This is a genomic window from Mesorhizobium sp. B2-2-4, from assembly GCF_006442375.1.
Taxonomy (GTDB): domain Bacteria; phylum Pseudomonadota; class Alphaproteobacteria; order Rhizobiales; family Rhizobiaceae; genus Mesorhizobium.
Map to the genome: position 1 here is coordinate 411,612 of NZ_VFWB01000001.1, position 20,121 is coordinate 431,732.

The 20,121-nt window shown below is 65.3% G+C and carries 21 protein-coding genes; 8 read left to right on the plus strand and 13 right to left on the minus strand.

Going from position 1 to position 20,121, the window contains the following annotated elements:
• Positions 1-4: 4 nt before the first annotated feature.
• From FJ959_RS02115 to tsaD, 6 genes are read right to left on the minus strand one after another with little or no spacing between them, the layout of a single operon-like run.
• Positions 5-421 carry a DUF1761 domain-containing protein gene (locus FJ959_RS02115; protein ID WP_140628176.1) on the minus strand — a complete coding sequence of 139 codons (417 nt, stop codon included), beginning with the start codon at positions 419-421 and terminating at the stop codon, positions 5-7.
• A 51-nt stretch (positions 422-472) separates the two neighbouring features.
• Positions 473-1,144, minus strand: a complete 672-nt coding sequence (locus tag FJ959_RS02120; RefSeq protein ID WP_140628179.1) for a methyltransferase — start codon at positions 1,142-1,144, stop codon at positions 473-475.
• Positions 1,141-1,566 (minus strand): EVE domain-containing protein, encoded by a 426-nt coding sequence (locus tag FJ959_RS02125; RefSeq protein WP_140492656.1) that lies wholly within the window; start codon positions 1,564-1,566, stop codon positions 1,141-1,143. Before FJ959_RS02125 ends, FJ959_RS02120 begins: the two co-directional genes overlap by 4 nt.
• Positions 1,567-1,594: 28 nt before the next feature.
• Positions 1,595-1,891, minus strand: coding sequence for a YciI-like protein (locus tag FJ959_RS02130; RefSeq protein WP_140492651.1), 297 nt, complete (start codon positions 1,889-1,891; stop codon positions 1,595-1,597).
• A 23-nt stretch (positions 1,892-1,914) separates the two neighbouring features.
• Positions 1,915-2,949 carry an NAD(P)H-dependent glycerol-3-phosphate dehydrogenase gene (locus tag FJ959_RS02135; RefSeq protein WP_246678914.1) on the minus strand — a complete coding sequence of 345 codons (1,035 nt, stop codon included), beginning with the start codon at positions 2,947-2,949 and terminating at the stop codon, positions 1,915-1,917.
• Complete coding sequence (gene tsaD, locus FJ959_RS02140) at positions 2,946-4,031, minus strand: tRNA (adenosine(37)-N6)-threonylcarbamoyltransferase complex transferase subunit TsaD (RefSeq protein ID WP_181171872.1); 1,086 nt, start codon at positions 4,029-4,031, stop codon at positions 2,946-2,948. Before tsaD ends, FJ959_RS02135 begins: the two co-directional genes overlap by 4 nt.
• Before the next feature lie 105 nt (positions 4,032-4,136).
• On the opposite strand from tsaD, the gene hemC reads away from it, so the two are divergent.
• The 6 genes from hemC (at position 4,137) to FJ959_RS02170 (ending at position 10,232) form a co-directional block, all read left to right on the plus strand.
• The gene (hemC, locus tag FJ959_RS02145) at positions 4,137-5,063 is read left to right on the plus strand and encodes a hydroxymethylbilane synthase (RefSeq protein ID WP_140554831.1); all 927 of its coding nucleotides are present in this window, start codon (positions 4,137-4,139) and stop codon (positions 5,061-5,063) included.
• Positions 5,064-5,065: 2 nt separating this feature from the next.
• Positions 5,066-5,782 carry a uroporphyrinogen-III synthase gene (locus tag FJ959_RS02150; protein ID WP_140628185.1) on the plus strand — a complete coding sequence of 239 codons (717 nt, stop codon included), beginning with the start codon at positions 5,066-5,068 and terminating at the stop codon, positions 5,780-5,782.
• 89 nt (positions 5,783-5,871) lie between these two features.
• Complete coding sequence (locus FJ959_RS02155) at positions 5,872-7,353, plus strand: COG4223 family protein (protein WP_140628188.1); 1,482 nt, start codon at positions 5,872-5,874, stop codon at positions 7,351-7,353.
• Positions 7,354-7,363: 10 nt separating this feature from the next.
• Positions 7,364-8,965, plus strand: a complete 1,602-nt coding sequence (locus FJ959_RS02160; RefSeq protein ID WP_140513961.1) for a heme biosynthesis protein HemY — start codon at positions 7,364-7,366, stop codon at positions 8,963-8,965.
• 36 nt (positions 8,966-9,001) lie between these two features.
• Entirely contained in the window at positions 9,002-9,481 is a 480-nt protein-coding gene (locus FJ959_RS02165; RefSeq protein ID WP_140492633.1) for a TerB family tellurite resistance protein, read from the plus strand.
• Between the two features lie 22 nt (positions 9,482-9,503).
• Positions 9,504-10,232: a glutamine amidotransferase gene (locus FJ959_RS02170; RefSeq protein WP_140492630.1), complete on the plus strand. Its 729-nt coding sequence runs from the start codon at positions 9,504-9,506 to the stop codon at positions 10,230-10,232.
• Positions 10,233-10,253: 21 nt separating this feature from the next.
• On the opposite strand, the gene FJ959_RS02175 is transcribed toward FJ959_RS02170, so the two are convergent.
• Both FJ959_RS02175 and FJ959_RS02180 read right to left on the minus strand, forming a co-directional pair.
• The gene (locus tag FJ959_RS02175; RefSeq protein ID WP_140492627.1) at positions 10,254-10,484 is read right to left on the minus strand and encodes a hypothetical protein; all 231 of its coding nucleotides are present in this window, start codon (positions 10,482-10,484) and stop codon (positions 10,254-10,256) included.
• 84 nt (positions 10,485-10,568) lie between these two features.
• Positions 10,569-11,807: an MFS transporter gene (locus tag FJ959_RS02180; protein ID WP_140628191.1), complete on the minus strand. Its 1,239-nt coding sequence runs from the start codon at positions 11,805-11,807 to the stop codon at positions 10,569-10,571.
• A gap of 896 nt (positions 11,808-12,703) precedes the next feature.
• On the opposite strand from FJ959_RS02180, the gene FJ959_RS02185 reads away from it, so the two are divergent.
• Both FJ959_RS02185 and FJ959_RS02190 read left to right on the plus strand, forming a co-directional pair.
• Entirely contained in the window at positions 12,704-13,129 is a 426-nt protein-coding gene (locus FJ959_RS02185) for a hypothetical protein (RefSeq protein ID WP_140492621.1), read from the plus strand.
• 33 nt (positions 13,130-13,162) lie between these two features.
• A complete protein-coding gene (locus FJ959_RS02190; RefSeq protein WP_140492618.1) occupies positions 13,163-13,570 on the plus strand; it encodes a lysozyme inhibitor LprI family protein in 408 nt (135 codons plus the stop codon).
• Positions 13,571-13,748: 178 nt separating this feature from the next.
• Here the strand turns inward: FJ959_RS02190 and FJ959_RS02195 are convergent, their stop codons facing one another.
• From FJ959_RS02195 to FJ959_RS02215, 5 genes are all read right to left on the minus strand, one after another.
• Positions 13,749-14,210 carry a MucR family transcriptional regulator gene (locus tag FJ959_RS02195; RefSeq protein WP_140492615.1) on the minus strand — a complete coding sequence of 154 codons (462 nt, stop codon included), beginning with the start codon at positions 14,208-14,210 and terminating at the stop codon, positions 13,749-13,751.
• A 216-nt stretch (positions 14,211-14,426) separates the two neighbouring features.
• A complete protein-coding gene (locus FJ959_RS02200; RefSeq protein ID WP_140492612.1) occupies positions 14,427-15,131 on the minus strand; it encodes an ROK family protein in 705 nt (234 codons plus the stop codon).
• Between the two features lie 16 nt (positions 15,132-15,147).
• The gene (gene zwf, locus FJ959_RS02205) at positions 15,148-16,524 is read right to left on the minus strand and encodes a glucose-6-phosphate dehydrogenase (RefSeq protein ID WP_140492609.1); all 1,377 of its coding nucleotides are present in this window, start codon (positions 16,522-16,524) and stop codon (positions 15,148-15,150) included.
• A 22-nt stretch (positions 16,525-16,546) separates the two neighbouring features.
• A complete protein-coding gene (gnd, locus tag FJ959_RS02210; protein ID WP_140628194.1) occupies positions 16,547-17,563 on the minus strand; it encodes a phosphogluconate dehydrogenase (NAD(+)-dependent, decarboxylating) in 1,017 nt (338 codons plus the stop codon).
• A gap of 42 nt (positions 17,564-17,605) precedes the next feature.
• Positions 17,606-20,023: a glucan 1,4-alpha-glucosidase gene (locus FJ959_RS02215; protein ID WP_140628197.1), complete on the minus strand. Its 2,418-nt coding sequence runs from the start codon at positions 20,021-20,023 to the stop codon at positions 17,606-17,608.
• Between the last annotated feature and the right edge of the window lie 98 nt (positions 20,024-20,121).

Consider the following 20,121-nt stretch of genomic DNA (forward strand, 5'->3'; position numbering starts at 1 on the left):
GCCTTCAACTCGCTGCGGCGCCGAACCAGCCGACCACGGCGCCGACGATCAACAGCACGCCAAGCCAGTGGCCGCCGTCGATGATGGTCAGGTCCCAGCCGAAATTCTCGTAGCGATGATTGACCGACAGCGTGGTTGCGACGAAGCCGAGCCAAAGCACGAAACCGAAGACCAGTCCCGCCAGCAATGTCGGCTCGCCGCCAGTCACCGCGCCGACGACTAGGGCCATCACAAGCGCCATGACCAACTCGGCGATGAAAGAGATGAGAAACGGCAGCAACGATCTCTTCATGGTCGCCGGATCGAGTTTTGCAGCCTTCAGCCATGGCTTACTCAAACCGGTGTACCAGCCGGCGCCGAACAGCCACGCCAGGATTGCGGCGACGATCACCGCCAGCCAGTTAACCGCTGAAAAATCCATGATATCCCCCTCTGATACGGAGCTCATGGAAACGCCTGTTCAGTGGCGGCGTCAAGCCGGGCGCGCGATGCTCCACCGCCAGACGGTGGTGCGTTTTATTTCGGCATCCTCGAGCGCCCGCGTCACCGGCACCTGGTAGACGCCAAGCGGTTCCAGCCCCGACCGCGGCAGATAAGAGCGGCCGGGATCGCCGATCAGGATATCGGCGCCGCGCCGCTTCAGAGCCGCGAACCAGGGCGTCAGCCGGTCTGCGAACGGCTTGTCGTAGAAGACATCGCCGGCAAGAACCACGTCCCAGTCCGCATCCGTTCCGACGCAGTCATTCTGGACGAATTCGACCGCGACGCCATTGGCTTGCGCATTGAGGCGAACCGCCGTGGCGCAGAACGGGTCGATGTCGGCGGCGGTCACCCCTGCCGCGCCGGCTTTGGCCGCGGCGATGGCGACGAGACCGGAGCCGGAGGCGAAGTCGAGCACGCGCTTGCCCCGCACCATGGCCGGGTTGTCGATGATATGGCGGGCAAGCCCCTGGCCGCCGGCCCAGGCAAAGGCCCAGAAAGGCGGCGGCAGCCCGATCTCGACCAGCTCGTCCTCCGTCCGCTGCCACAGATCATGCGCCTCGTCGGCAAGATACAGCGCAATCTCGGGCACATGCGGCGGCGCCATCAGCGCCGTATTGTCGAGGATGAAGCGTTCGGCGCTATGGCTCGTGAGAACCGTCACGGAGCCGGCGTCAGGCCACCCATGCGGCAGACTTCCTTCCATTCGGCCGGCGTCACCGGCTGCACGGAAAGCCGTCCGAGCCGCACCAGCGCCATGTCGGCGAGCTTGGGATTGGCCTTGACCTGCTCCAGCGTCGGCGGGTTCGGCACATCCTTGAAGGCGCGGATGTCGACGCATTCCCAGCGCGGATCGTCCGATGTGGTGTCGGGATGAGCCAGTGCGCACACTTCGGCGATGCCGACCACGTTCAGCCCCTCGTTGGAGTGGTAGAAGAAGCCGAGATCACCGATCTGCATGGCCTTCATGTTGTTGCGCGCCGCATAGTTGCGCACGCCGTCCCATTGCGTGCCTGCCTTCCCCTTGGCCTTCAACGCCTCGAAGGAGAACACCGAGGGTTCGGATTTGAACAACCAGTAGTTCATTCGTATTGCTCCTCCAGCCTTGTGCCGATTAATTAGCCGCCGGCTTGTTGAAGGTCCAGTTCCACTGGCGGACCTCGACGCTTTCGAACAGTCCCGCCTTGGCATAGGGATCGGCGGCCGACAGCGCCTGCGCGCCTGCCATGTCAGGCGCTTCGACGACGACGAGGCTGCCGTTGGACTTGCCGTCGGCGTCGAGGAACGGACCGGCGAAGGCCAGCTTCTTGTCGCTGTTCAGCCCTTCGAGAAAAGCGAGGTGCTCCGGCCGCGTATCGATGCGCACTTGCGTGCTTCCGGGCTTGTCCTTGCAAATCAACGCGAACAACATGTCTCTGTCTCCTGATGCTGGAATCAATCGTCGGTTTCGGTCTTCAGCGGCCGGGTCATCAAGGCCGCCACAGCCTGCCGGATGGTGATGGTGCCGTCCAGTATGGCGGCGACTGCGGCGATGATAGGCGCGTCGATGCCGCGCTCGGTGGCGATGCGGGCGGCGATCGCCGCCGTCGGCACGCCTTCCGCCAGCGGCAGCCCGCCAAGCGGCTTGCCCTGGCCGAGCGCCAGTCCGTAGGCGAAGTTGCGCGATTGCGTGGACGAGCAGGTGAGCAGCAGGTCGCCAAGGCCGGAAAGCCCCATCAACGTCTCGGGCCTGGCGCCGAAGGCGGCACCGATGCGGCGCAGTTCGACGAAGCCGCGCGTCACCATGGCGGCCTGGGCACTGGCGCCAAGCCCGGCGCCAGTGACGGCACCCGCGGCGATGGCGAAGACGTTCTTCAAGGCGCCGCCGATCTCGACGCCGATCAAATCATCATTCGAATAGCAGCGCAGATTTTCCGCCGAGAAGCGCGCGGCAAGCTTGGCCGCCAGCGCCTCGTCCCGGGCGGCAACCACCACCGCCGTCGGCAAGCCCCGGGCAACGTCCGTGGCGAAGCTCGGACCGGACAGAGCGGCGACCGGATTCCGCGGCAGGATTTCCCCGACGATCGCCGACAGCAAGGCGCCGGTATCGCGCTCGATGCCCTTGGCGCATAGCACCAGCGGGACGCCGGCCGGCATATGGCCGTTGGCGTGAGCAAGCATCGCCCGCAACGATTGCGCCGGCGTCACCGCCAGCACGCAATCGGCACCGTCGAGCGCGGCTTGGATGTTGCTCGTCGCCACGATGCCGGCCTGGAGCGCGATGCCAGGCAGATAGCGTCGATTTTCGCCGTGATCGATCGCGGCGACGGTCTCCGGGTCGCGCGCATAAAGGCGGACGAAATGGCCGGCGCGCAGCATGGCCAGCGCCAGAGCGGTACCCCAGGCCCCGCCACCGAGCACGGCAACGCGCCAGCCGGTTGGCGCGGTCTCGATGCCGCTCCTGCCCTCCTTGCTCATGCCCTTGTTCATGCCTTGGCCCCGCGCCGGCCCGAGCCGATCATCGGCGCGGAGATGCTGTCCAGCGGCCAGCGCGAGCGCGGCACGAAATCGAAGCCGTTTTCTTGCGCCAGGCCTTCGCGCATCCGCTCGATGCCGGCCCAGGCGATCATTGCCGCATTGTCGGTGCAAAGTTTCAGCGGTGGCGCGACGAAGGCGAAGCGCGCCTCGGCGCACAGCCGTTCCAGCGTCGCCTTGATCGTGTGGTTGGCGGCGACGCCGCCGGCGACGACCAGCGCCGGCGCGGCCGTGTCGGGGAATTCCCGGCGGAACCGGGCGAGCGCGCGCGAGACACGGTCGCCCAGCGCGTCGGCCACCGCCGCCTGGAAGGACGCGCAGATATCGGCGACGTCCCGGTCGCTCAAGGGCTCGATCGCGCTCGCCGCCTGGCGCACAGCGGTCTTCAAGCCGGAGAACGAAAAATCGGGCTGCGCCGATCCCTTCATCGGACGCGGGAAGGCAAAACGACCCGCATCGCCCGATGCCGCCGCCTTCTCGACATTGGGACCGCCGGGATAGGGTAGGCCAAGCATCTTGGCCGTCTTGTCGAATGCTTCGCCGAGCGCGTCGTCGATGGTCGTCGCCCAGCGTTGGTAGTCGCCGACACCGCGCACGGCCAGGATCTGTGTGTGGCCGCCGGAGACCAGCAGCAGGAGATAGGGAAAGTCGAGCCCATCGGTCAGCCGCGCCGTCAAGGCATGGCCTTCGAGATGGTTGACGGCGATCAGCGGCTTGCCGGTTGCGGCCGCGATCGCCTTGGCCGTCATCAACCCGACGATGAGGCCGCCGACGAGGCCCGGACCTGCGGTCGCGGCGATGGCGTCGATGTCGGCCAGCGCCACGCCCGAATCGGCAAGGGCTGCCTCGACAATGCCGTCCAGCGCCTCGACATGGGCGCGCGCGGCGATCTCCGGCACCACGCCGCCGAAGGCGGCATGCTCCTCGATCTGCGACAGCACGATATTGGACAGGATTTTGGGCGCGGCATTGCCTTCCAGCGCCACGACGCTGGCGGCGGTCTCGTCACAACTCGTTTCAATGCCCAGAACGCGGATCAATTGGTCGCTGTCCCCTAGAGATTGTGTATCGGGGCAATCCCCGGTAGGAGACGCCCGGAAAAGGCGACTTCGCCTGCCGGGGGTTATCACGGACCGCGCGCCATGCAAACAATCTTGAAGATCGGAACACGCGGCAGCCCGCTGGCGCTGGCGCAGGCGCAGGAAACCCAGGCGCGGCTTATGGCGGCGCATGGTTTGCCGCAAGAAGCGTTCGAAATCGTCGTCATCTCGACCACCGGCGACCGCATCCAGGACCGGCCGCTGTCGGAAGCTGGCGGCAAGGGCCTCTTCACCAAGGAGATCGAGGAGGCGCTGCTCGCCCGCGCGATCGACATTGCCGTGCATTCCTCGAAGGACATGCCGACGCAGTTGCCCGATGGGCTGGAGCTGTCTGCTTTCCTGCCGCGCGAGGACGCGCGCGATGCTTTCGTCGGCAAGGCGGCTAAGACGATTGCAGACCTGCCGCGTGGCGCCAAAGTCGGCTCGTCGTCGCTCAGGCGGCAGGCGCTGATCCGCCGCATGCGGCCGGATCTCGACGTGGTGATGTTTCGTGGCAATGTGCAGACGCGGCTGCGCAAGCTCGATGAAGGCGTTGCCGCCGGCACCATCCTCGCCCATGCCGGGCTGAAGCGGCTCGGGCTCGGCCACGTGGTCACCGATCTGATCCCGCTCGACATCTTTCCGCCGGCGCCGGGCCAAGGCGCGATCGGCATCGAAACCCGCATAGGCGATGGCGACGTCGAACAGATGCTGGCGGCCATCCACGACCTGCCGACCGGACAGGCGCTGGCTTGCGAGCGCGCTTTCCTGGCGGCCCTCGACGGCTCCTGCCGCACGCCGATTGCCGGTCATGCCGTGATAGACGGCGCGGACCTTTCTTTCGCGGGATTGATCATCTCGCCTGATGGCACGCAGTCGCACATGGTCGAGATGAAAGGCCTGGCGCTGGATGCCGCCCGCATCGGTGAAGAGGCGGCAAGGACGGTGCGGGCCAGGGCCGGCGAGACATTCTTCGACGGCTGGGCCTGACGGTGCAGCGCGTTCTGGTGACGCGGCCTCAACCGGGCGCCTCCCGCACCGCGCGAATGCTCAAGGACATGGGGTTTCTACCGCTGCTTTTGCCGCTGACCGAGACGGTGGCCTTGCCGATCGATACGGACCTCGTCATCGGCAATGCCGTGGCCGTTGCGGTGACCAGCGCCAATGGCGTGCGCTTTGCGCCTAAGGAGGTCGTCGCCCGGCTTTCGGACTTGCCTTGCCATGCCGTCGGCAAGAGGACCGCGCAAGCCGCGCGTGAAGCAGGATTTTTGTCCGTCAGCGAAGGTCCCGGCAATGCCGAAGGTCTTGCCGGCAGTCTTGCCGGCGAATTCCAGGGCAAGACCATTGTCTATCTCTGCGGACGCGTGCGCTTCCCGGCATTCGAGCAGCGGCTGCAAGCTGCCGATGTCAGGGTCCGCCCCGTCGAGACATACAACACCCTCGCCGTGACCTATTCGGACGAGGCCGTGCTTGCCCGTCTGTCGGGGCAAACCGCGGATGCGGTGCTGCTCTATTCCGCCAGGGCGGCTGCCGCGCTGCAGGCCCTGGTCAGGCGGCCTGCGCTGCATGAAGCCTTTGACAAGACGCGGGTTTTTGCCCTGTCGCATCGCATCGCCGCTGTCCTTGGCGACGTCGCTGGCGACCGTATCCACATAGCCGCACGGCCCGACGAGGGTGCGCTGCTTTCGCTTTTGCGGCCCCGGTCCTGAGCCGCGTCATCACACCGCCCCTTTTCACCGCTTGGTGATGTGCTAGACCCTCTTTGAACCATCCCCAAGCGAATTTGCGGAGCCCAAGCATGGTGAAGACGCCGAAGATGCGACATTCGAAAAGCCGCCGCGAGCCGGTGACCATCGAACTTGAGCCCGGCGCCGTTTCCCGCATCGCCGACGAGAATGCCGCCAGGGCCGGGGCGCAAACCGACGAGGCCAAGGCGGAGGAAGCCGCGAACGCCTCGCGGCCGGAGGCGCCCGAAGAGCCTGTGCACGCCGACCAGACCGATCTAGAACCCTGGGAGCACGCCGAGGCGACAGCGCCCCGATCGGAACGATCCGCGGAACGCGCCGCCGAGGCGGACGAACCGGCGGCAGCCTACCCCGGTTCCCCGGACGACGCCGCTGGCAAGGCCGGCGCCTTCGACTACAGTTTCGAGGACACATCGGCGAAGCGCGCCGAACCTGAACCGGCCGGGCCAGTGACCGGCGCCTCGGCGGGGAACGGGAAAACCGCATCCGCACCGCCACCGCCGAAGCGGGTCAACGGCATCGCGGCCGGCATCATCGGCGGTGTCATCGCACTGGTCGGCGCCGGCGGATTGCAGTTCGCCGGCCTGCTCGGCGCGCCGGGGTCCGCTCCCAGCGTCTCGCTCGAAGGCGTCAACGGCGAAATCGCCGCGCTCAGAACCGAGATCGCGGATCTGAGGCAAGCCGGCGACGGCGGTGCGTCGGCCAAGGTCGACGGGTTGTCCGCGGCGTTGGATCAGGTCAGGACGGATGTCGCAGCGCTCAAATCGGCGGTCGAGCAAGGCGGAGCGGGCGACAATGCCGGGCTGGCCGCGCTTGGCGACAAGGTCAGGCAGATCGAGACGGCGGTTACGGCGCTCGGCAAGGCCGGCAACCCGGCCCCAGTCGATCTCGGTCCGCTCAATGAAAGGGTGGCCGGCCTCGATGCGCTGGTGAAATCGGCCGGCGAGTCGGCGGCGAAGCAGGACGGCCGGCTCACCGCGCTGGAGCAGTCGGTGGCGCAGCTTTCCGGCAAGGTCGAGGCGCAGGCCGGACAGCCGAAGGTTGCGCTCGCCATCGCCGCTTCGGCACTGAAGGCGGCGCTCGACCGGGGCGCGCCGTTTGGTGCCGAGCTTGAGACCTTCGCCGCGATCGCGCCGGACGCGCCGCAGCTTGCGGCTCTGCGTGCCTACGCGCAAAAGGGCGTCCAGACCCGCACCGAGATCGCATCGCAGATGGATGCCGCCGCCAACGCCATGGTCGCGGCGGCCACGCCGGTCGACGAAAATGCCGGGCTGCTGCAGAACCTTCTGTCGAGCGCCGAATCGCTGGTCAAGGTCCGGCCGATCGGCGCTGTCCAGGGCGCCGGCGCGCCGGAAACCATTGCGCGCATGGAGGTGGCGGTCAATCAGGGCGACTATGCCAAGGCGCTCACCGAATATGAGACGCTGCCCGCGCCTGCAAAGGCGGCCGGCGCCGATTTTGCCGGCAAGCTGAAGGCACGCATCGAGGTCGAGACGCTGATCGATGCGCTGATATCAGGCGCGATGAAGGCGTGAGGAACTGGCGATGATCCGAATCCTGCTCTTCCTCGCCGTCGTCTTCGCGCTGGGCCTAGGCTTTGCCTGGCTGGCGGACCGGCCGGGTGACATGGTCATCACCTTCAACGGCTACCAGTATCAGGTCAGCCTGATGGTGGCGGCGGTGGCGGTGGTCGCTGTCGTCGCGGCGGTCATGATCCTGTGGTGGCTGATCAAGTCGGTCTGGAACAGCCCCTACACCATTTCGCGCTATTTCCGGGTGCGGCGCCGCGACCGCGGCTATCAGGCGCTGTCGACCGGCATGATCGCCGCCGGCGCCGGCGACGGCGCGCTGGCCCGCAAGAAGACCAAGGAAGCGGCCAAGCTGATCCGCTCCGACCAGGAGCCATTGATCCATCTGCTCGAGGCCCAGGCTTCGCTGCTCGAAGGCGACCACGAAGGCGCGCGCCAGAAATTCGAGAGCATGCTCGACGATCCCGAAATGCGGCTGCTCGGCCTGCGCGGGCTTTATCTCGAAGCCGAGCGCCTGGGGGACCGCAATGCCGCCAGGCACTATGCCGGGCGCGCCGCCGGCATGGCGCCGCAACTGGCCTGGGCGGCCGAATCGACGCTTGAAGAGCTGACCGGGCGCGGCGACTGGGACGGCGCGCTGAAGCTGGTCGAGGCGCAGAAGGCGACCCGCCAGATCGAACGTGACGCCGCCAACCGCCGACGCGCCGTGCTGTTGACCGCCAAGGCGCAGTCACTCGCCGACAGCGATCCCGCAGCCGCCCGCACGGCGGCGATAGAGGCCAATCGGCTGCAGCCGGAGTTCGCGCCGGCCGCGGTCGCGGCTGCGACGCTGCTGTTTCGCCAGAACGACGTGCGCAAGGGCTCGAAGATCCTCGAGACAGCCTGGAGGGCCGAACCGCATCCGGAGATAGCGGAGCTCTATACCCATGCCAGGCCGGGTGACGCCGTGCTCGATCGCCTCAACCGGGCGAGGAAATTGCAGGAGATGAAGAAGAACCACGCCGAATCCTCGATGACGGTGGCGCGCGCCGCGCTCGATGCACAGGATTTTGCGACTGCCCGCCGCGAAGCCGAGGCGGCGATCCGGATGGACCGCCGCGAGGGCGCCTATCTGCTTTTAGCCGACATCGAAGAAGCCGAGACGGGCGACCAAGGCAAGGTGCGACAGCTCTTGTCCAAGGCGGTGCGGGCGCCGCGCGACCCGGCTTGGGTCGCCGACGGCGTCGTCTCGGAGCGCTGGGCGCCGGTATCGCCGGTCACCGGCCGGCTTGACGCCTTCGAGTGGCGCGCCCCGATGGAGCGTCTCGGCCAGCTGATCGACAGCCGTGACGATGCGCCGGACGCCCCGGCGGTGGCGATCGAGGCGCCGGGCAGGCCGGCGCAGGAAGAGTCGGTCGAGGTGATCGATCACGCTGGCCCGGGCGGCGAGACGGCCGGCAAGCAGGCCGAGAACGATCAGGACCACGTCAGGCCGGTGACGGCGCAGGCTTTCGCCGCGGTGCCCGCCGATGCCGAGGCCGTCGAACCGGCGCAGGAACTGGCACGCCTGCCGGACGATCCCGGCGTCGATCCGGACGATGCGGCGGAAAAGTCGCCGCGCCGGTTCCGGTTGTTTTGAGTTGGCTGGGTGGCCCGGCCGTTTGGGAATGGATCGATGTTCGAACGCGTTTTGTCGTTTCTGAGGGATTTGCCGACCGGCACCGGCGCCCGCGCCAGCGCCGATGATCCGCGCGTGGCAGCCTCGGCGCTGCTCTACCACGTGATGAGCGCCGACGGCGTGCGCCAGGACGTCGAGTGGGAACGGTTCAAGGCAGTGCTGGCGCAGGCCTATTCGGTCAGCGGCAACGAGCTCGACGCGCTGGCCGCCGCCGGCGAGCGCGCCGACAACGAGGCGATCGACCTCTATGCCTTCACCAGCGTGCTGAAGCGCCACCTCGATGCCGAAGGCCGCAAGGCTTTCATCGGCCTGATGTGGGAGATCGTCTATGCCGATGGCGAGCTGCACGAGTTGGAAGACAACACGGTCTGGCGCGTTGCCGAGCTGATCGGCGTCGAACGCCAGGATCGCATCGAGGCGCGCCGCAAGGCGGCGGCCGCGGCGCCGGGGGCCCGTGGAACGTCGAGCGACGAATAGGATCCATCCGCCGATGCCGCCGATGCCGCCGCGTTCGAAGCCGAGAATCCTGATCGTGCTGCATCAGGAGAATTCGAGCCCCGGGCGCGTCGGCCACATGCTTCTCGAAGAGGGCTTCGATCTCGACATCCGCCGCCCGCCGCTTGGCGATCCCTTGCCAGAGACGCTCGACGGCCATGCCGGGGCCGTGGTGTTCGGCGGGCCGATGAGCGCCAATGACGAGGACGAGTTCGTCCGCCGCGAGACCGAGTGGCTTGAGGTTCCGCTGCGCGAGAACCGGCCGCTGCTGGGCATCTGCCTTGGCGCGCAGATGCTGGTCAACCATTTGGGCGGCAAGGTCGAGGGGCATGGCGAAGGGCTTGTCGAGATCGGCTGGTATCCGTTGAAGGCGACGGAAGCGGGCCAGAAACTGATGCGCTGGCCGGAAATGGTCTATCAGTTCCACCGCGAAGGTTTTTCGCTGCCGAGCGACGCGACCTTGCTGGCGACCGCCGAGACCTATCCCAACCAGGCTTTCCGCTACCGCGACAATGCCTGGGGCATCCAGTTCCACGGCGAATTAACCAGGCTGATGATGCAGCGCTGGGTGGTGCGCGGCGCGCACCGCTTCGAATTGCCGGGCGCCCAGCCCGGCCGCGACCATCTCGGCGGCAGGCTGATCTGGGACATGCACCTCAAGCGCTGGCTGGACGAGTTCCTGGTGCTGATTTTCGGCGGCCGACGGCGCGGTCGCGGCACAACCATCCCCTGATGGCGGGTCGTTTAACGCCTGCTAGTTCGAAAACGTCACGCTCACGCCGCGCTGACGAAAATAAGCCTGCATCAATTTGCGGCCCGAGCGGTTGTTCTGCGCCAGTTTGGTGGGATCGAACACCGCCTGCTTCATCCCCTCTCGTGCCAGCGCTGCCTTAAGCGTCGCGATATGGGCGTCGAGATCGGCATTGTCGGCCCGCAGCGACACATAGATACTCTCGGTTGCCTCAGCCACGGTCGGTTCGCTCACAGGTATCGTCCTTTGGTTGGTCGGGCGGCGGCTTAGCACAGATTCGCAGCCCGCCGATACCGGTGGACCTGAATTCGATGCCCGTCAGTTTCGTCCACTGAGGTGCCGCACCCTTCGGAGCGCCGGGAACAGATAGGCCCACAGGCCGGCAACGGCAATGGCGCCGACGCCGCCGATGACGACGGCAGGCACCGTGCCGATCAGCGCCGCCATGGTGCCGGCGCGGAATTCGCCGAGCTCGTTGGAGGCGCCGACGAAGACCTGATTGACGGCGTTGACGCGGCCGCGGACATGATCGGGGGTCCAGAGCTGGATCAAGGTTTCCCTGATGTAGACGCTGAACATGTCGGTGGCGCCGAGGAAGGCCAATGCCAGGATCGACAGCCAGGTGAAGGTCGACAGGCCGAACAGCACCGTAAAGGCGCCGAACGCGGCCACGAAGCCGAGCATGATCAGGCCCGCGTGGTTGCGGATAGGATGACCAGCGAGCCAGATGGCGACACAGATGGCACCCACCCCTGGCGCCGAGCGCAGCAAACCAAGCCCCCAAGGGCCGAGTTGCAATATGTCGCGGGCATAGATCGGCAGCAGCGCCGAGGCGCCGGACAGCAGCACGGCGAAGAGATCGAGCGAGATGGCGCCAAGCACGATCTTCTCGCCCCAGATGTAACCGAAGCCGGCGAACAGGGTCTGCATGGTCGGCTTGTCGGTCTCGCTGCGCTGCGCCGGCCTCGGTATGGTGAAGATCAGCAGCCCGGCGACGAGCATCAGCGCCGTGGCCGTGCCATAGGCCACCTCGGCCGATACGCCGTAGAGCAGGCCGCCGGCGACCGGCCCGACGATGGTCGCCGTCTGCCAGGCCGACGAGTTCCAGGCGATGGCGTTGGCGAAATCCCGGGGCGGCACCAGATTGGCGAACAGCGACGACGAGGCCGGTCCGAAGAAGGCGCGGGCAATGCCGAACATGGCGAGCACGATGAAGATTGGCAGCGGGCCGCTGATGCCGCGCAGGGTCAGGATGAGCAGCGCGAGCGCGCAGATCGCCTCGAGCAGCACCGCCAGCGCCATGATCAGCCGGCGGCCGAAACGGTCGGCAACGACCCCTGTGACCAGCACCAGGAGCAGCGCAGGCAGGAACTGGACGATGCCGACAAGCCCGAGATCGAGCGGGTCGCGGGTCAGATCGTACATCTGCCAGCCGACCGCGACGGACACGATCATGGTGGCGAATGTGGTGAGGAAGCGCGCCGCCCAATAGCTCAGGAAGGAGCGATGGCGGAACGCGGCATAGCGCTGGTCCGGTGATATCTGTTCGGAGGTCATGGAACGAGGCCCCGTTAGAAGGATGGAGGCCGGCGGGGCACTTCCACGATGGACGCTGGTCCGGCCGGGGAACCCTTTAGCCCAGTTCGACGTATGACGCGCGCAAAAAACAGGTTCTGGATCAAGGATTTTGTGACGTGTTCCATCGAACGCACACGAAACTCACCCGCCAAGACCCGGCGGGACAGGAAAGCCTATCGGGTGTCTCGAAGACCGCATGTCTCCCCCATCGTGCACGCGATAACCTTGAAAGCCGATCCGTGAGCAGCATTCTTTTGGCCTGCCCACTGGCCTGGCCGAAACCTACCAATACATTGGGGTTCTGGCGATAATGTCGAGCGTAACTTCACCCTTATATATCGTCGTCCCTTGTGAATTGGAATAATAGACCATTTTATGCTGGAATAGTCGAAAAGCGTAGGCGTAACCCAGCAATCTTTTTGCTGGAGCCTTTCTGTCAATTGTATTTAAGTACTTGCTAAATCAAGCAGGGCGCTTACTGGATTATTAAGCATTCTCAAAACAGGACTCAAGATCTGGCAATTTTCCCTTGCTAGCCGGCGACATCGGCTACAACCTATGGATACATCAACCGCGCCGGCGGATCGTTGGCATGCTTGGGCGGATGGGCGCTAGGCATGGAGAGGGAAATGGACATTCGCCAAGGCGGCTCCCGCTGGGAGCGCTCCCCTCGACTTGAGGAATTGCGACGGCCGGCCGCAAAGTCGTCGAATGCATGGGCCACAGCCCGGCAATCCAAGCTTCGATACGCAGGGCAACTATCAGGGGTGCAATGGCATCGGCTGCCAGGTCGATGCGCCTGACGATGACAATTCGTCCGATGACGACGATTCCGACTGACAGCCACACTCCGCAAAGGAAGAGGAAAACCACCCATGTCTGAATTCGGCGACTTGGTTCGACGGCACGCCAAAACCGTCATGATCGGGCTGGCGGGATTGATACCGACATCTGCTTTCGCGAACGATGCCTGCGACGGCGTCGAGGTCGAAGTGACGAAGGCGCGCAAACAGGAATATGCACCGCTCGTCGCTTCGGCGATGGACAATAAGTTCAAGCCCGCCCGCGCCAAGTTCATCACCATCTTGGAAAGCGGCAACTGGAGCGCCGCTTATGTCTCCACGCCTGTGAGCGATGACGGCGTGATGTTCTTCCAGACCGTCGACGGAAAGAAGCAGTTTCGTGACGTATGGGGCGGCTATGCCGATCCATCGGAAAAGCCTGGACTGGTATCCTGGGCGAAGAAGCTTGGAGCACCGGAAAAGCTGGCCAGGTGCTTCGCCGAAACCGTTACGGAATGACGATGCCGCTCACCTGCAAAGAGGACGAGACCAATGAAAACCGCAATTCTGACCACCGCCGTGGTTCTGGCCATGCCGGCTTTCGCTTTTGCCAAGGACAAGTGTGCCGACGCCAAGGATCAGGCCACCATGAACCAGTGCGCCGATGCTTCGTTCAGGAAATCCGACAAGAAGCTCAACGAACTTTACAAGCAGATCGAAACCCGCCTGAAGGACGACGCGGATACCAAGAAGCTTCTTGTCCAAGCGCAGCAGAATTGGATCAAGTTCCGCGACGCCGAGTGCAATTTCCAGATCGCGGGAGCGGCCGGAGGCAGCGTGGTCCCCATGCTCCTCTCGATGTGCATGGATGGCCTGACGCAATCCCGGGTCAAGGATTTCGAGGGTTACCTGAATTGCAAGGAAGGCGATCTGAGCTGTTCCGTTCCGGCAGCGAACTGAGGTTTCCTGCCAGTCTGCAGACGGGGTGGAAAATCATTCCCTCAGCGCGCCGGAGATGGCATCGAGCCCGCCCTGCAATTGCGCGCTCGCCATGGAAGAGCGTAAGATCGGGCAGCCTGCCAAGACGGACCGCCGGCAGGCCTCAATCAAACCATTGGCTCAGCGCCGGAATGCGCGCTCAGGCCGAGACCTTGGCTTTCCTGCCCCTGGCCGGCGCTTTCGGGGCGACGGCCTTGCGGCCGAGACCGATCGACTTAGCCAGTTCCGAACGCGAGGCCGCGTAATTGGGAGCGACCATCGGATAGTCCGACGGCAAGCCCCATTTGGCGCGGTAGGCGTCCGGCGTCAGGCCGAAATGCACGCCCAGATGACGCTTCAGCGATTTGAACTTCTTGCCGTCCTCCAGGCAGATGATGAAATCCGGCGTCACCGACTTCTTGGGATTGACCGCCGGCACGAGCGGCGCCGCCACGGGTACGGCCGGCTGGCCGAGCCCGCTGATCGAAGCGCTGACGCTGGCGATGAGGTCGGCCAGGCCGGAGGCGGGCAGGCGGTTCTTCTCGACGTAAGCCGACACGATATGGGCGGTCAGCTCGAGAAGGTCGATATCCTTGCGAGCGTCGTTGCTGTCGTCGGTCAATCTATTTTCCTCCGTCTATGGCGTATGGGGCCCGAAATCGGCACAGTTTCGGATGGGATGATGCGCAAAGTTAAAGTGCGGCGGCGTCTTTGCACGTCCCTCGCGGTTCGTCGCGATGTAGTGCGCCGGAATTCCTAGTCGGCAAATCTGCGCAATGCAACGACTTGGCCCCGCGTCACACATTATTTTGAATAACTATACTGAACTGTAATACTATCAGACGATCAGGGCCTTGTCTCGCCACAGACGAAATCCGCCTTCGAAGGCGCGTGTGTTGTCGCCGCGCCTGCTGTCGGCGGGCAAATCGCCGAGCTTGTCGACATTGCCGCCGCCGATGACGACATAATCGGGCTGCATGGCGGCGCGCAGCCGGTCGACGACGTCGAAAACGGATTTTCGCCATTTCTTCTTGCCGCGTTTTATCAGGCCGCGCTCACCGACATAGTCCTCGAAGCTCTTGCCCTTCTTATAGGGAAGATGGGCGAGTTCCATCGGTTGGGCGACGTTGTCGACGATCATCGCCGCACCCAGGCCGGTTCCCAACCCCAGGAACAGCATGCGACCGCCTTCATAGCTGCCGATGGCCTGCATCAGCGCGTCGTTGACCACCTTGACCGGTTTGCCGAACTGCGCGGCGAAGTCGAAGCCGGCCCAGCCTTTGCCGAGATTGGCGGGATCGAACAAGGGCCTGTTGTGATGCACCGGGCCGGGATAGCCCATCGAGATGACGTCGTAGGACAGTCCGTCGGCCAGCGCCTTCACCGCATCGATCATCTGCTGGGGCCTCAGGTCCGGCCCGGAATCGGCGCGGCGCTCAGCACCGCCTGAGCTGGTGAGGATCTTGACGTGCGAGCCGCCTATGTCGATCGACAGCACGATCGGATCGCCGCTCGCCGCTTTCGGCCTTGCCGTCCTGGCCATGCTGCCCTCTCCCAGCCTATTTCGATGGATTGATCCAGCCGTTCGGCGGCCCGAAGCCGTTCATGGCGGCTGCCGGCCCCCAGGTCTTCGGTTCATAAAGATGCGGCGGCGTGGTGTCGCCGAGGACCGGCCCGACGATGCGCCAGGCAAGTTCGCTGGCGTCCTGGCGGGTAAAAAGCTGGCCATTGCCGTTCATGGCATCGCCGATCAGCCGTTCATAGGGCGGCATATCGCCCTTGCTGTCGTCGAGCGCCGTCAGTTCGACCTGTTCGCCGACCATGTCGTCGCCCGCTGCCTTGCGCTGGGCGCCGATCGAGATCGCCACCTGCGGGTCGATGCGGAAGCGCACATAGTTGGCGTCGTTCGGCTTGATCGGGTCGAAGACATCGAGCGGCGGCCGCTTCAGCCGCACGATCACCTCCGTGGCATGCACCGGCATGTTCTTGCCGGCGCGGATGAAGAACGGCACGTCCCGCCAGCGCCAGGTGTCGACGAGGAAGCGCACCGCCGCGAAGGTTTCGACCGGCGAGTTGGGCGCCACGCCGGGCTCGGCGAGATAGCCGTCGAATTGGCCACGCACGATATCGTCCTTGGTCAGGGTGCGGATCGCGCGCAGCACCTGCACCTTCTCGTCGATCAGGTCGTCGGCGGAACGGCCGACCGGCGGTTCCATCGCAAGCAGCAGGAGGATGTTGAGCAGATGGTTCTCGATGACGTCCCTGACGCAGCCGACCTCGTCATAGAAGCGGCCGCGCCCATCGATGCCGAAATCCTCGGCCATGGTGATCTGCACGCTCTCGACGAAATTGCGGTTCCAGATCGGTTCCAGGAAGGAATTGGCGAAGCGGAAATAGAGCAGGTTCTGGATCGCCTCCTTGCCGAGATAGTGATCGATGCGGAAGATCGACTGTTCGTCGAACACCAGATGCAGCACTCGGTTCAGCCAGCGCGCCGATTGCAGGTCATGGCCGAAGGGCTTTTCCACCATCAGCCGCGCGCCGCGCGCCGTGCCCGATTGCTCCAGGCCCTGGACCACCGTCTCGAACATGGTCGGCGGCACCGCCATGTAGTGCAGCGGCCGCTGGGCGGTGCCCAGCGCGCTCTTCAGTTTCTCGAACGTGGCCGGGTCGCGATAGTCGCCGCTGACATAGCGCAGCAGCGAAGCGAGCTTGGCGAACACCTTCTCGTCGATCTTGCCGAGCGTATTGACGATGCCGTCGCGCGCGCGGTCCTGCAATTTCCTCAAATCCCAGGCGTCGAAGGCGACGCCGATCACCGGTTCGGTAAGCGTTCCCTTGGCGACCATGGCATAGAGGGAAGGAAATATCTTCTTGTGGGCGAGGTCGCCGGTCGCCCCGAAGAGCACCAGCGTATCGGACCGTTCCGGGCTCATGAGCGCGTCTCCCCTGCCGCCGTCACTTGCCGGCCTTCGGTTTTTCGACATGGCCGCCGAATGCATAGCGCATGGCCGACAAGAGCTTGTCGGCGAATTCGGATTCGCCTTGCGAGGAGAAGCGGTCGAAGAGGGCCGAGGACAGCACCGGCGCAGGCACGCCGGTGTCGATGGCCGCTTTCAGGGTCCAGCGGCCTTCGCCGGAATCGGACACCCGTCCGCCAAACTGGGTCAGGCCGGGATCGCTCTTCAACGCGCCGGCGGTGAGATCAAGCAGCCACGAGCCGATGACGCTGCCATGCCGCCAGACCTCGGCCACTTCGGCAAGGTCGATGTCGAACTGGTAGTATTCGGGGTTCTGCAACGGGCTGGTCTCGGCATCGGCCTCGCGCTTGACCTTGCCGGCATTGCCGGCCTTGAGAATATTCATGCCTTCGGCATAGGCGGCCATGACGCCGTACTCGATGCCGTTATGGACCATCTTGACGAAGTGGCCGGCGCCACTCGGGCCACAATGCAGATAGCCGAAGGGCGCCGTGCCGGCCGTCTTGTCGGGAGCGGGCGCACCCGCATCCGCGCCGGGCGCCAGCGTGGCGAAGACCGAATCGAGATGCCGGACCGCGTCATCGGGCCCGCCGATCATCAGGCAGTAGCCGCGATCCAGGCCCCAGACGCCGCCGCTGGTGCCGACATCGACATAGTTGAGGCCTTTGGCGGCGAGCTTGGCGGTCCGGTCGACGTCGTCGTGATAGTAGGAATTGCCGCCGTCGATGATGATGTCGCCGGGTTCCATCAGCGCCGCCACCTGATCGACGATCTTGCCGGTGATGGCCGCAGGCAGCATCAGCCACACGCAGCGCGGCTTGGCGAGCTTGCCGACGAATTCCGCCATCGATGCAGCCCCCGAGGCGCCGTCGCCGACCAGGGCCGCGACGCTTGCCGGGTTGATGTCGTAGACGACGCATTCGTGGCCGTCACGCATCAGGCGCCGGACCATGTTGGCGCCCATTCGGCCCAGTCCCATCATTCCGATCTGCATGGTCTCATCCTTGTGTCTTGAAGAGGATCTGTCGGGAAGGATCTACAGTCTGTCCTGTTCACCAATGATGACGGAGAAGTCGACATTCTCCCAATCGCCGCTGCCGGGCCAGAAAAAAGTGAAGATCAGCGTGCTCCCCTCGGGCAGGCCGGCGACCGGCAGATCAGCGAGGTGGATGCCGAAAGCATTCTCGCTGGTCGCGCTGTCATGCACGGCCGCCCAATTGTCGACGCTCCAATGGACGGTCGCCTTCGCCAAAAGCTCGAGGCGCATTGTCTTGCCGGCCGGCATGGAACGGATTTTGTTGTTGAAGCGCCATGTCCGGAACGGCGAGACGGTCCTATTGTCGATATAGCGTTCGACGCCTTGCGGCGGCATGTCGAACACCGCGCCGTCGCGCAGCGAGCGCAGCAGCTTGATATGTTCGGAATGCGCCCAGACCAGCGGCATGGCGCTGCCCGAGGGCTTGCCATGCAGCAGTTCGCGCTCGGGGAGGTCGGCGCCGTCCCAGATCTGCTCCGGCAACAGGCCGCCCGGTCCGGACGAGCCCTCCATTGCCGCCAGCAGCGAGGTCGCCTTGTCCTTGCGTCCGGCCGCCAGCTCGTAATGGGCCCGTTCGCCGGCGAGCAACGGCCAGGGGCGGCCCTGGCCGGTGCCGTCGAATGGCGCGCCGTCCTCGTGCTCGCCATAGCCGTCGCCGGTGTAGCGATACCAGAGCGGCCCCTGCGGCAGTTGCCGGCGCAGCTGCGCGTCGATGACCTTGACCGTGTCGACGATGCGCGGATCGTCGGCTGCCCTGAGGCCAAAGCGCACCAGGGCCAATGCGTCCGGGCTGACGATTTCCTGCGCCGGCCGGTCGGCATCGCCAGGCGGGCGGTTTTTGATCGGCACATAGCCGTCCTTCGGCGAACCGGCCTCGGCGCTGTCGGGCGGTGCGATGCGGACATAGTAACCCGCGACGCCGGTCGCCTCGCAGCTTGCCGTGCCGGTGACATAGGTCCAGCGCTCGACTTGGTCGTTCCAGCCGTCGGCGGTCTCGCGCAGATAGCTTGCTGCGTCCTGCTTGCCGCAGGCCTCCAGCATATCCGCGGCGGCAAGCAGCGCCGCGATCTCAACGGCGAGCGTGAACGGGCTGTAACCGGAATCCTCCTCCCAACGGTCCTCGCCGGTGACGGGTCCATTGCGCACGACATAGGCTGCGGCGCGCTCGATCATTGGCAGGAAGGCCAAAAGCCTGGCGCGCGGCAAATGGCCCTGGCGCCGCAGCGCATCCGCCAGCAGCAGCGGAAAGGCGCATTCGTCCATCTGGATGCCCGGCCAATAAGCTGTCCCATCGAGCCAGGCGTTCTGCGGCCAGTGGCCATCCGGCTGCTGGATGGAGCAGAGATAGTCGAGGGTTTGCAGGGCCGAAGCGGCATCGCCGGCGGCGAGAAAGCCGCCCGCCGTCTCGACCAGATCGCGCGGCCAGACCAGATGGTAGCCGCCGAGATCGTCGTCGCCCTTGTCGAAGCCCCATGGGATAGACAGGCTGGCGACCGCCGCGCCCGGCATGAGCGATGACCGGTGCGTCGCCAGGACGGCGGTGGAGATCCTGTAGCTGTTCACTCCGGACGCGCCACGGCGGTCCAGCCGCAGCAGGCCAGCCTGCCATTCGCGCCATTGTTCGGCGTAGGACGTCGCCGCCGCCGCGAAACCCTGACTGAGGCTGGCGAAGGCATTTCGAGCGGCCTCTTCGGACGTCGCCCCGAAGCCCAGCGCCAGTACCGTTTTGGTGCTGTTGGCGGAAAACCCGATTTCGCCGGTCAGCGCTACATTGCCGTCCTCGGCTTGCTGAAAGGCTGGATCGAGCCGACCGGTGTTGCGCAGTTGCTGCCAGCCGTCGGAGACGCCGACATAGCCGGCCGAGCCGTTCCGCCAGGGCAGCGATGAGGCCAGCGCAAGGCAAGTGCCGCGGCCCGAGGCGAACAGCACAGGCTCTCCCTCATGGTCGCCGACCCAGGCGGTGTTGCCCATGCCGGCATTGACCAGATGCGGCGCCAGCAAGGCGTGGACGCGGTAGTCGCCCGGCGCGCCCTTGAGCGGCGTGAAGGTGATCTCCTGCAGCAAGGTGGGTCGTGCAGGGTCGGCCAGGATACGCTTCTCGATCCGGTAGGCGCCGTCATCAGCGGTGTTGACCAGCCTGTAGGCTGGCACGCCTTCTTCGAACGGTTCGATGCCATGCGCGGCATCACGTTTTTCTTCCGAGAAATATCCGTTCGGGCCGGTGACAATCAGGCCGAGGTCGCGGGTGCAGGCACTGCCGACACCGGGATAGTAGATCTCGTTCAGGATGCCATGGCTGACCGTGAACCAGACGCGGCTCGACGGCGAAAGCGCCGCGCCGACGCCGCTTTTGGCGCTTGACGTCCAGCGCGCCGGAATTCCCGGAGCCCCCGGGGGAACGATCGGCGTCACTGCCATGCGTCTGCGGCCTCCTGCCCGCATGCCTAGCCCATCCACCGAAGCCTTTTCAATCGTCGCACCGCAATGTGATCAGCGGCATCTTATGGATTGCAGTT

What these genes read in the sequence shown, in the direction of transcription:
- FJ959_RS02215 (WP_140628197.1), bottom strand. Translation starts at nt 20,023, where the DNA reads ATGGCAGTGACGCCGATCGTTCCCCCGGGGGCTCCGGGAATTCCGGCG.
- zwf (WP_140492609.1), bottom strand. Translation starts at nt 16,524, where the DNA reads ATGAGCCCGGAACGGTCCGATACGCTGGTGCTCTTCGGGGCGACCGGC.
- FJ959_RS02165 (WP_140492633.1), top strand. Translation starts at nt 9,002, where the DNA reads ATGTTCGAACGCGTTTTGTCGTTTCTGAGGGATTTGCCGACCGGCACC.
- FJ959_RS02135 (WP_246678914.1), bottom strand. Translation starts at nt 2,949, where the DNA reads ATGAACAAGGGCATGAGCAAGGAGGGCAGGAGCGGCATCGAGACCGCG.
- FJ959_RS02185 (WP_140492621.1), top strand. Translation starts at nt 12,704, where the DNA reads ATGTCTGAATTCGGCGACTTGGTTCGACGGCACGCCAAAACCGTCATG.
- FJ959_RS02130 (WP_140492651.1), bottom strand. Translation starts at nt 1,891, where the DNA reads ATGTTGTTCGCGTTGATTTGCAAGGACAAGCCCGGAAGCACGCAAGTG.
- FJ959_RS02125 (WP_140492656.1), bottom strand. Translation starts at nt 1,566, where the DNA reads ATGAACTACTGGTTGTTCAAATCCGAACCCTCGGTGTTCTCCTTCGAG.
- FJ959_RS02115 (WP_140628176.1), bottom strand. Translation starts at nt 421, where the DNA reads ATGGATTTTTCAGCGGTTAACTGGCTGGCGGTGATCGTCGCCGCAATC.
- FJ959_RS02170 (WP_140492630.1), top strand. Translation starts at nt 9,504, where the DNA reads ATGCCGCCGCGTTCGAAGCCGAGAATCCTGATCGTGCTGCATCAGGAG.
- FJ959_RS02155 (WP_140628188.1), top strand. Translation starts at nt 5,872, where the DNA reads ATGGTGAAGACGCCGAAGATGCGACATTCGAAAAGCCGCCGCGAGCCG.
- FJ959_RS02160 (WP_140513961.1), top strand. Translation starts at nt 7,364, where the DNA reads ATGATCCGAATCCTGCTCTTCCTCGCCGTCGTCTTCGCGCTGGGCCTA.
- FJ959_RS02200 (WP_140492612.1), bottom strand. Translation starts at nt 15,131, where the DNA reads ATGGCCAGGACGGCAAGGCCGAAAGCGGCGAGCGGCGATCCGATCGTG.
- gnd (WP_140628194.1), bottom strand. Translation starts at nt 17,563, where the DNA reads ATGCAGATCGGAATGATGGGACTGGGCCGAATGGGCGCCAACATGGTC.
- FJ959_RS02180 (WP_140628191.1), bottom strand. Translation starts at nt 11,807, where the DNA reads ATGACCTCCGAACAGATATCACCGGACCAGCGCTATGCCGCGTTCCGC.
- FJ959_RS02190 (WP_140492618.1), top strand. Translation starts at nt 13,163, where the DNA reads ATGAAAACCGCAATTCTGACCACCGCCGTGGTTCTGGCCATGCCGGCT.
- hemC (WP_140554831.1), top strand. Translation starts at nt 4,137, where the DNA reads ATGCAAACAATCTTGAAGATCGGAACACGCGGCAGCCCGCTGGCGCTG.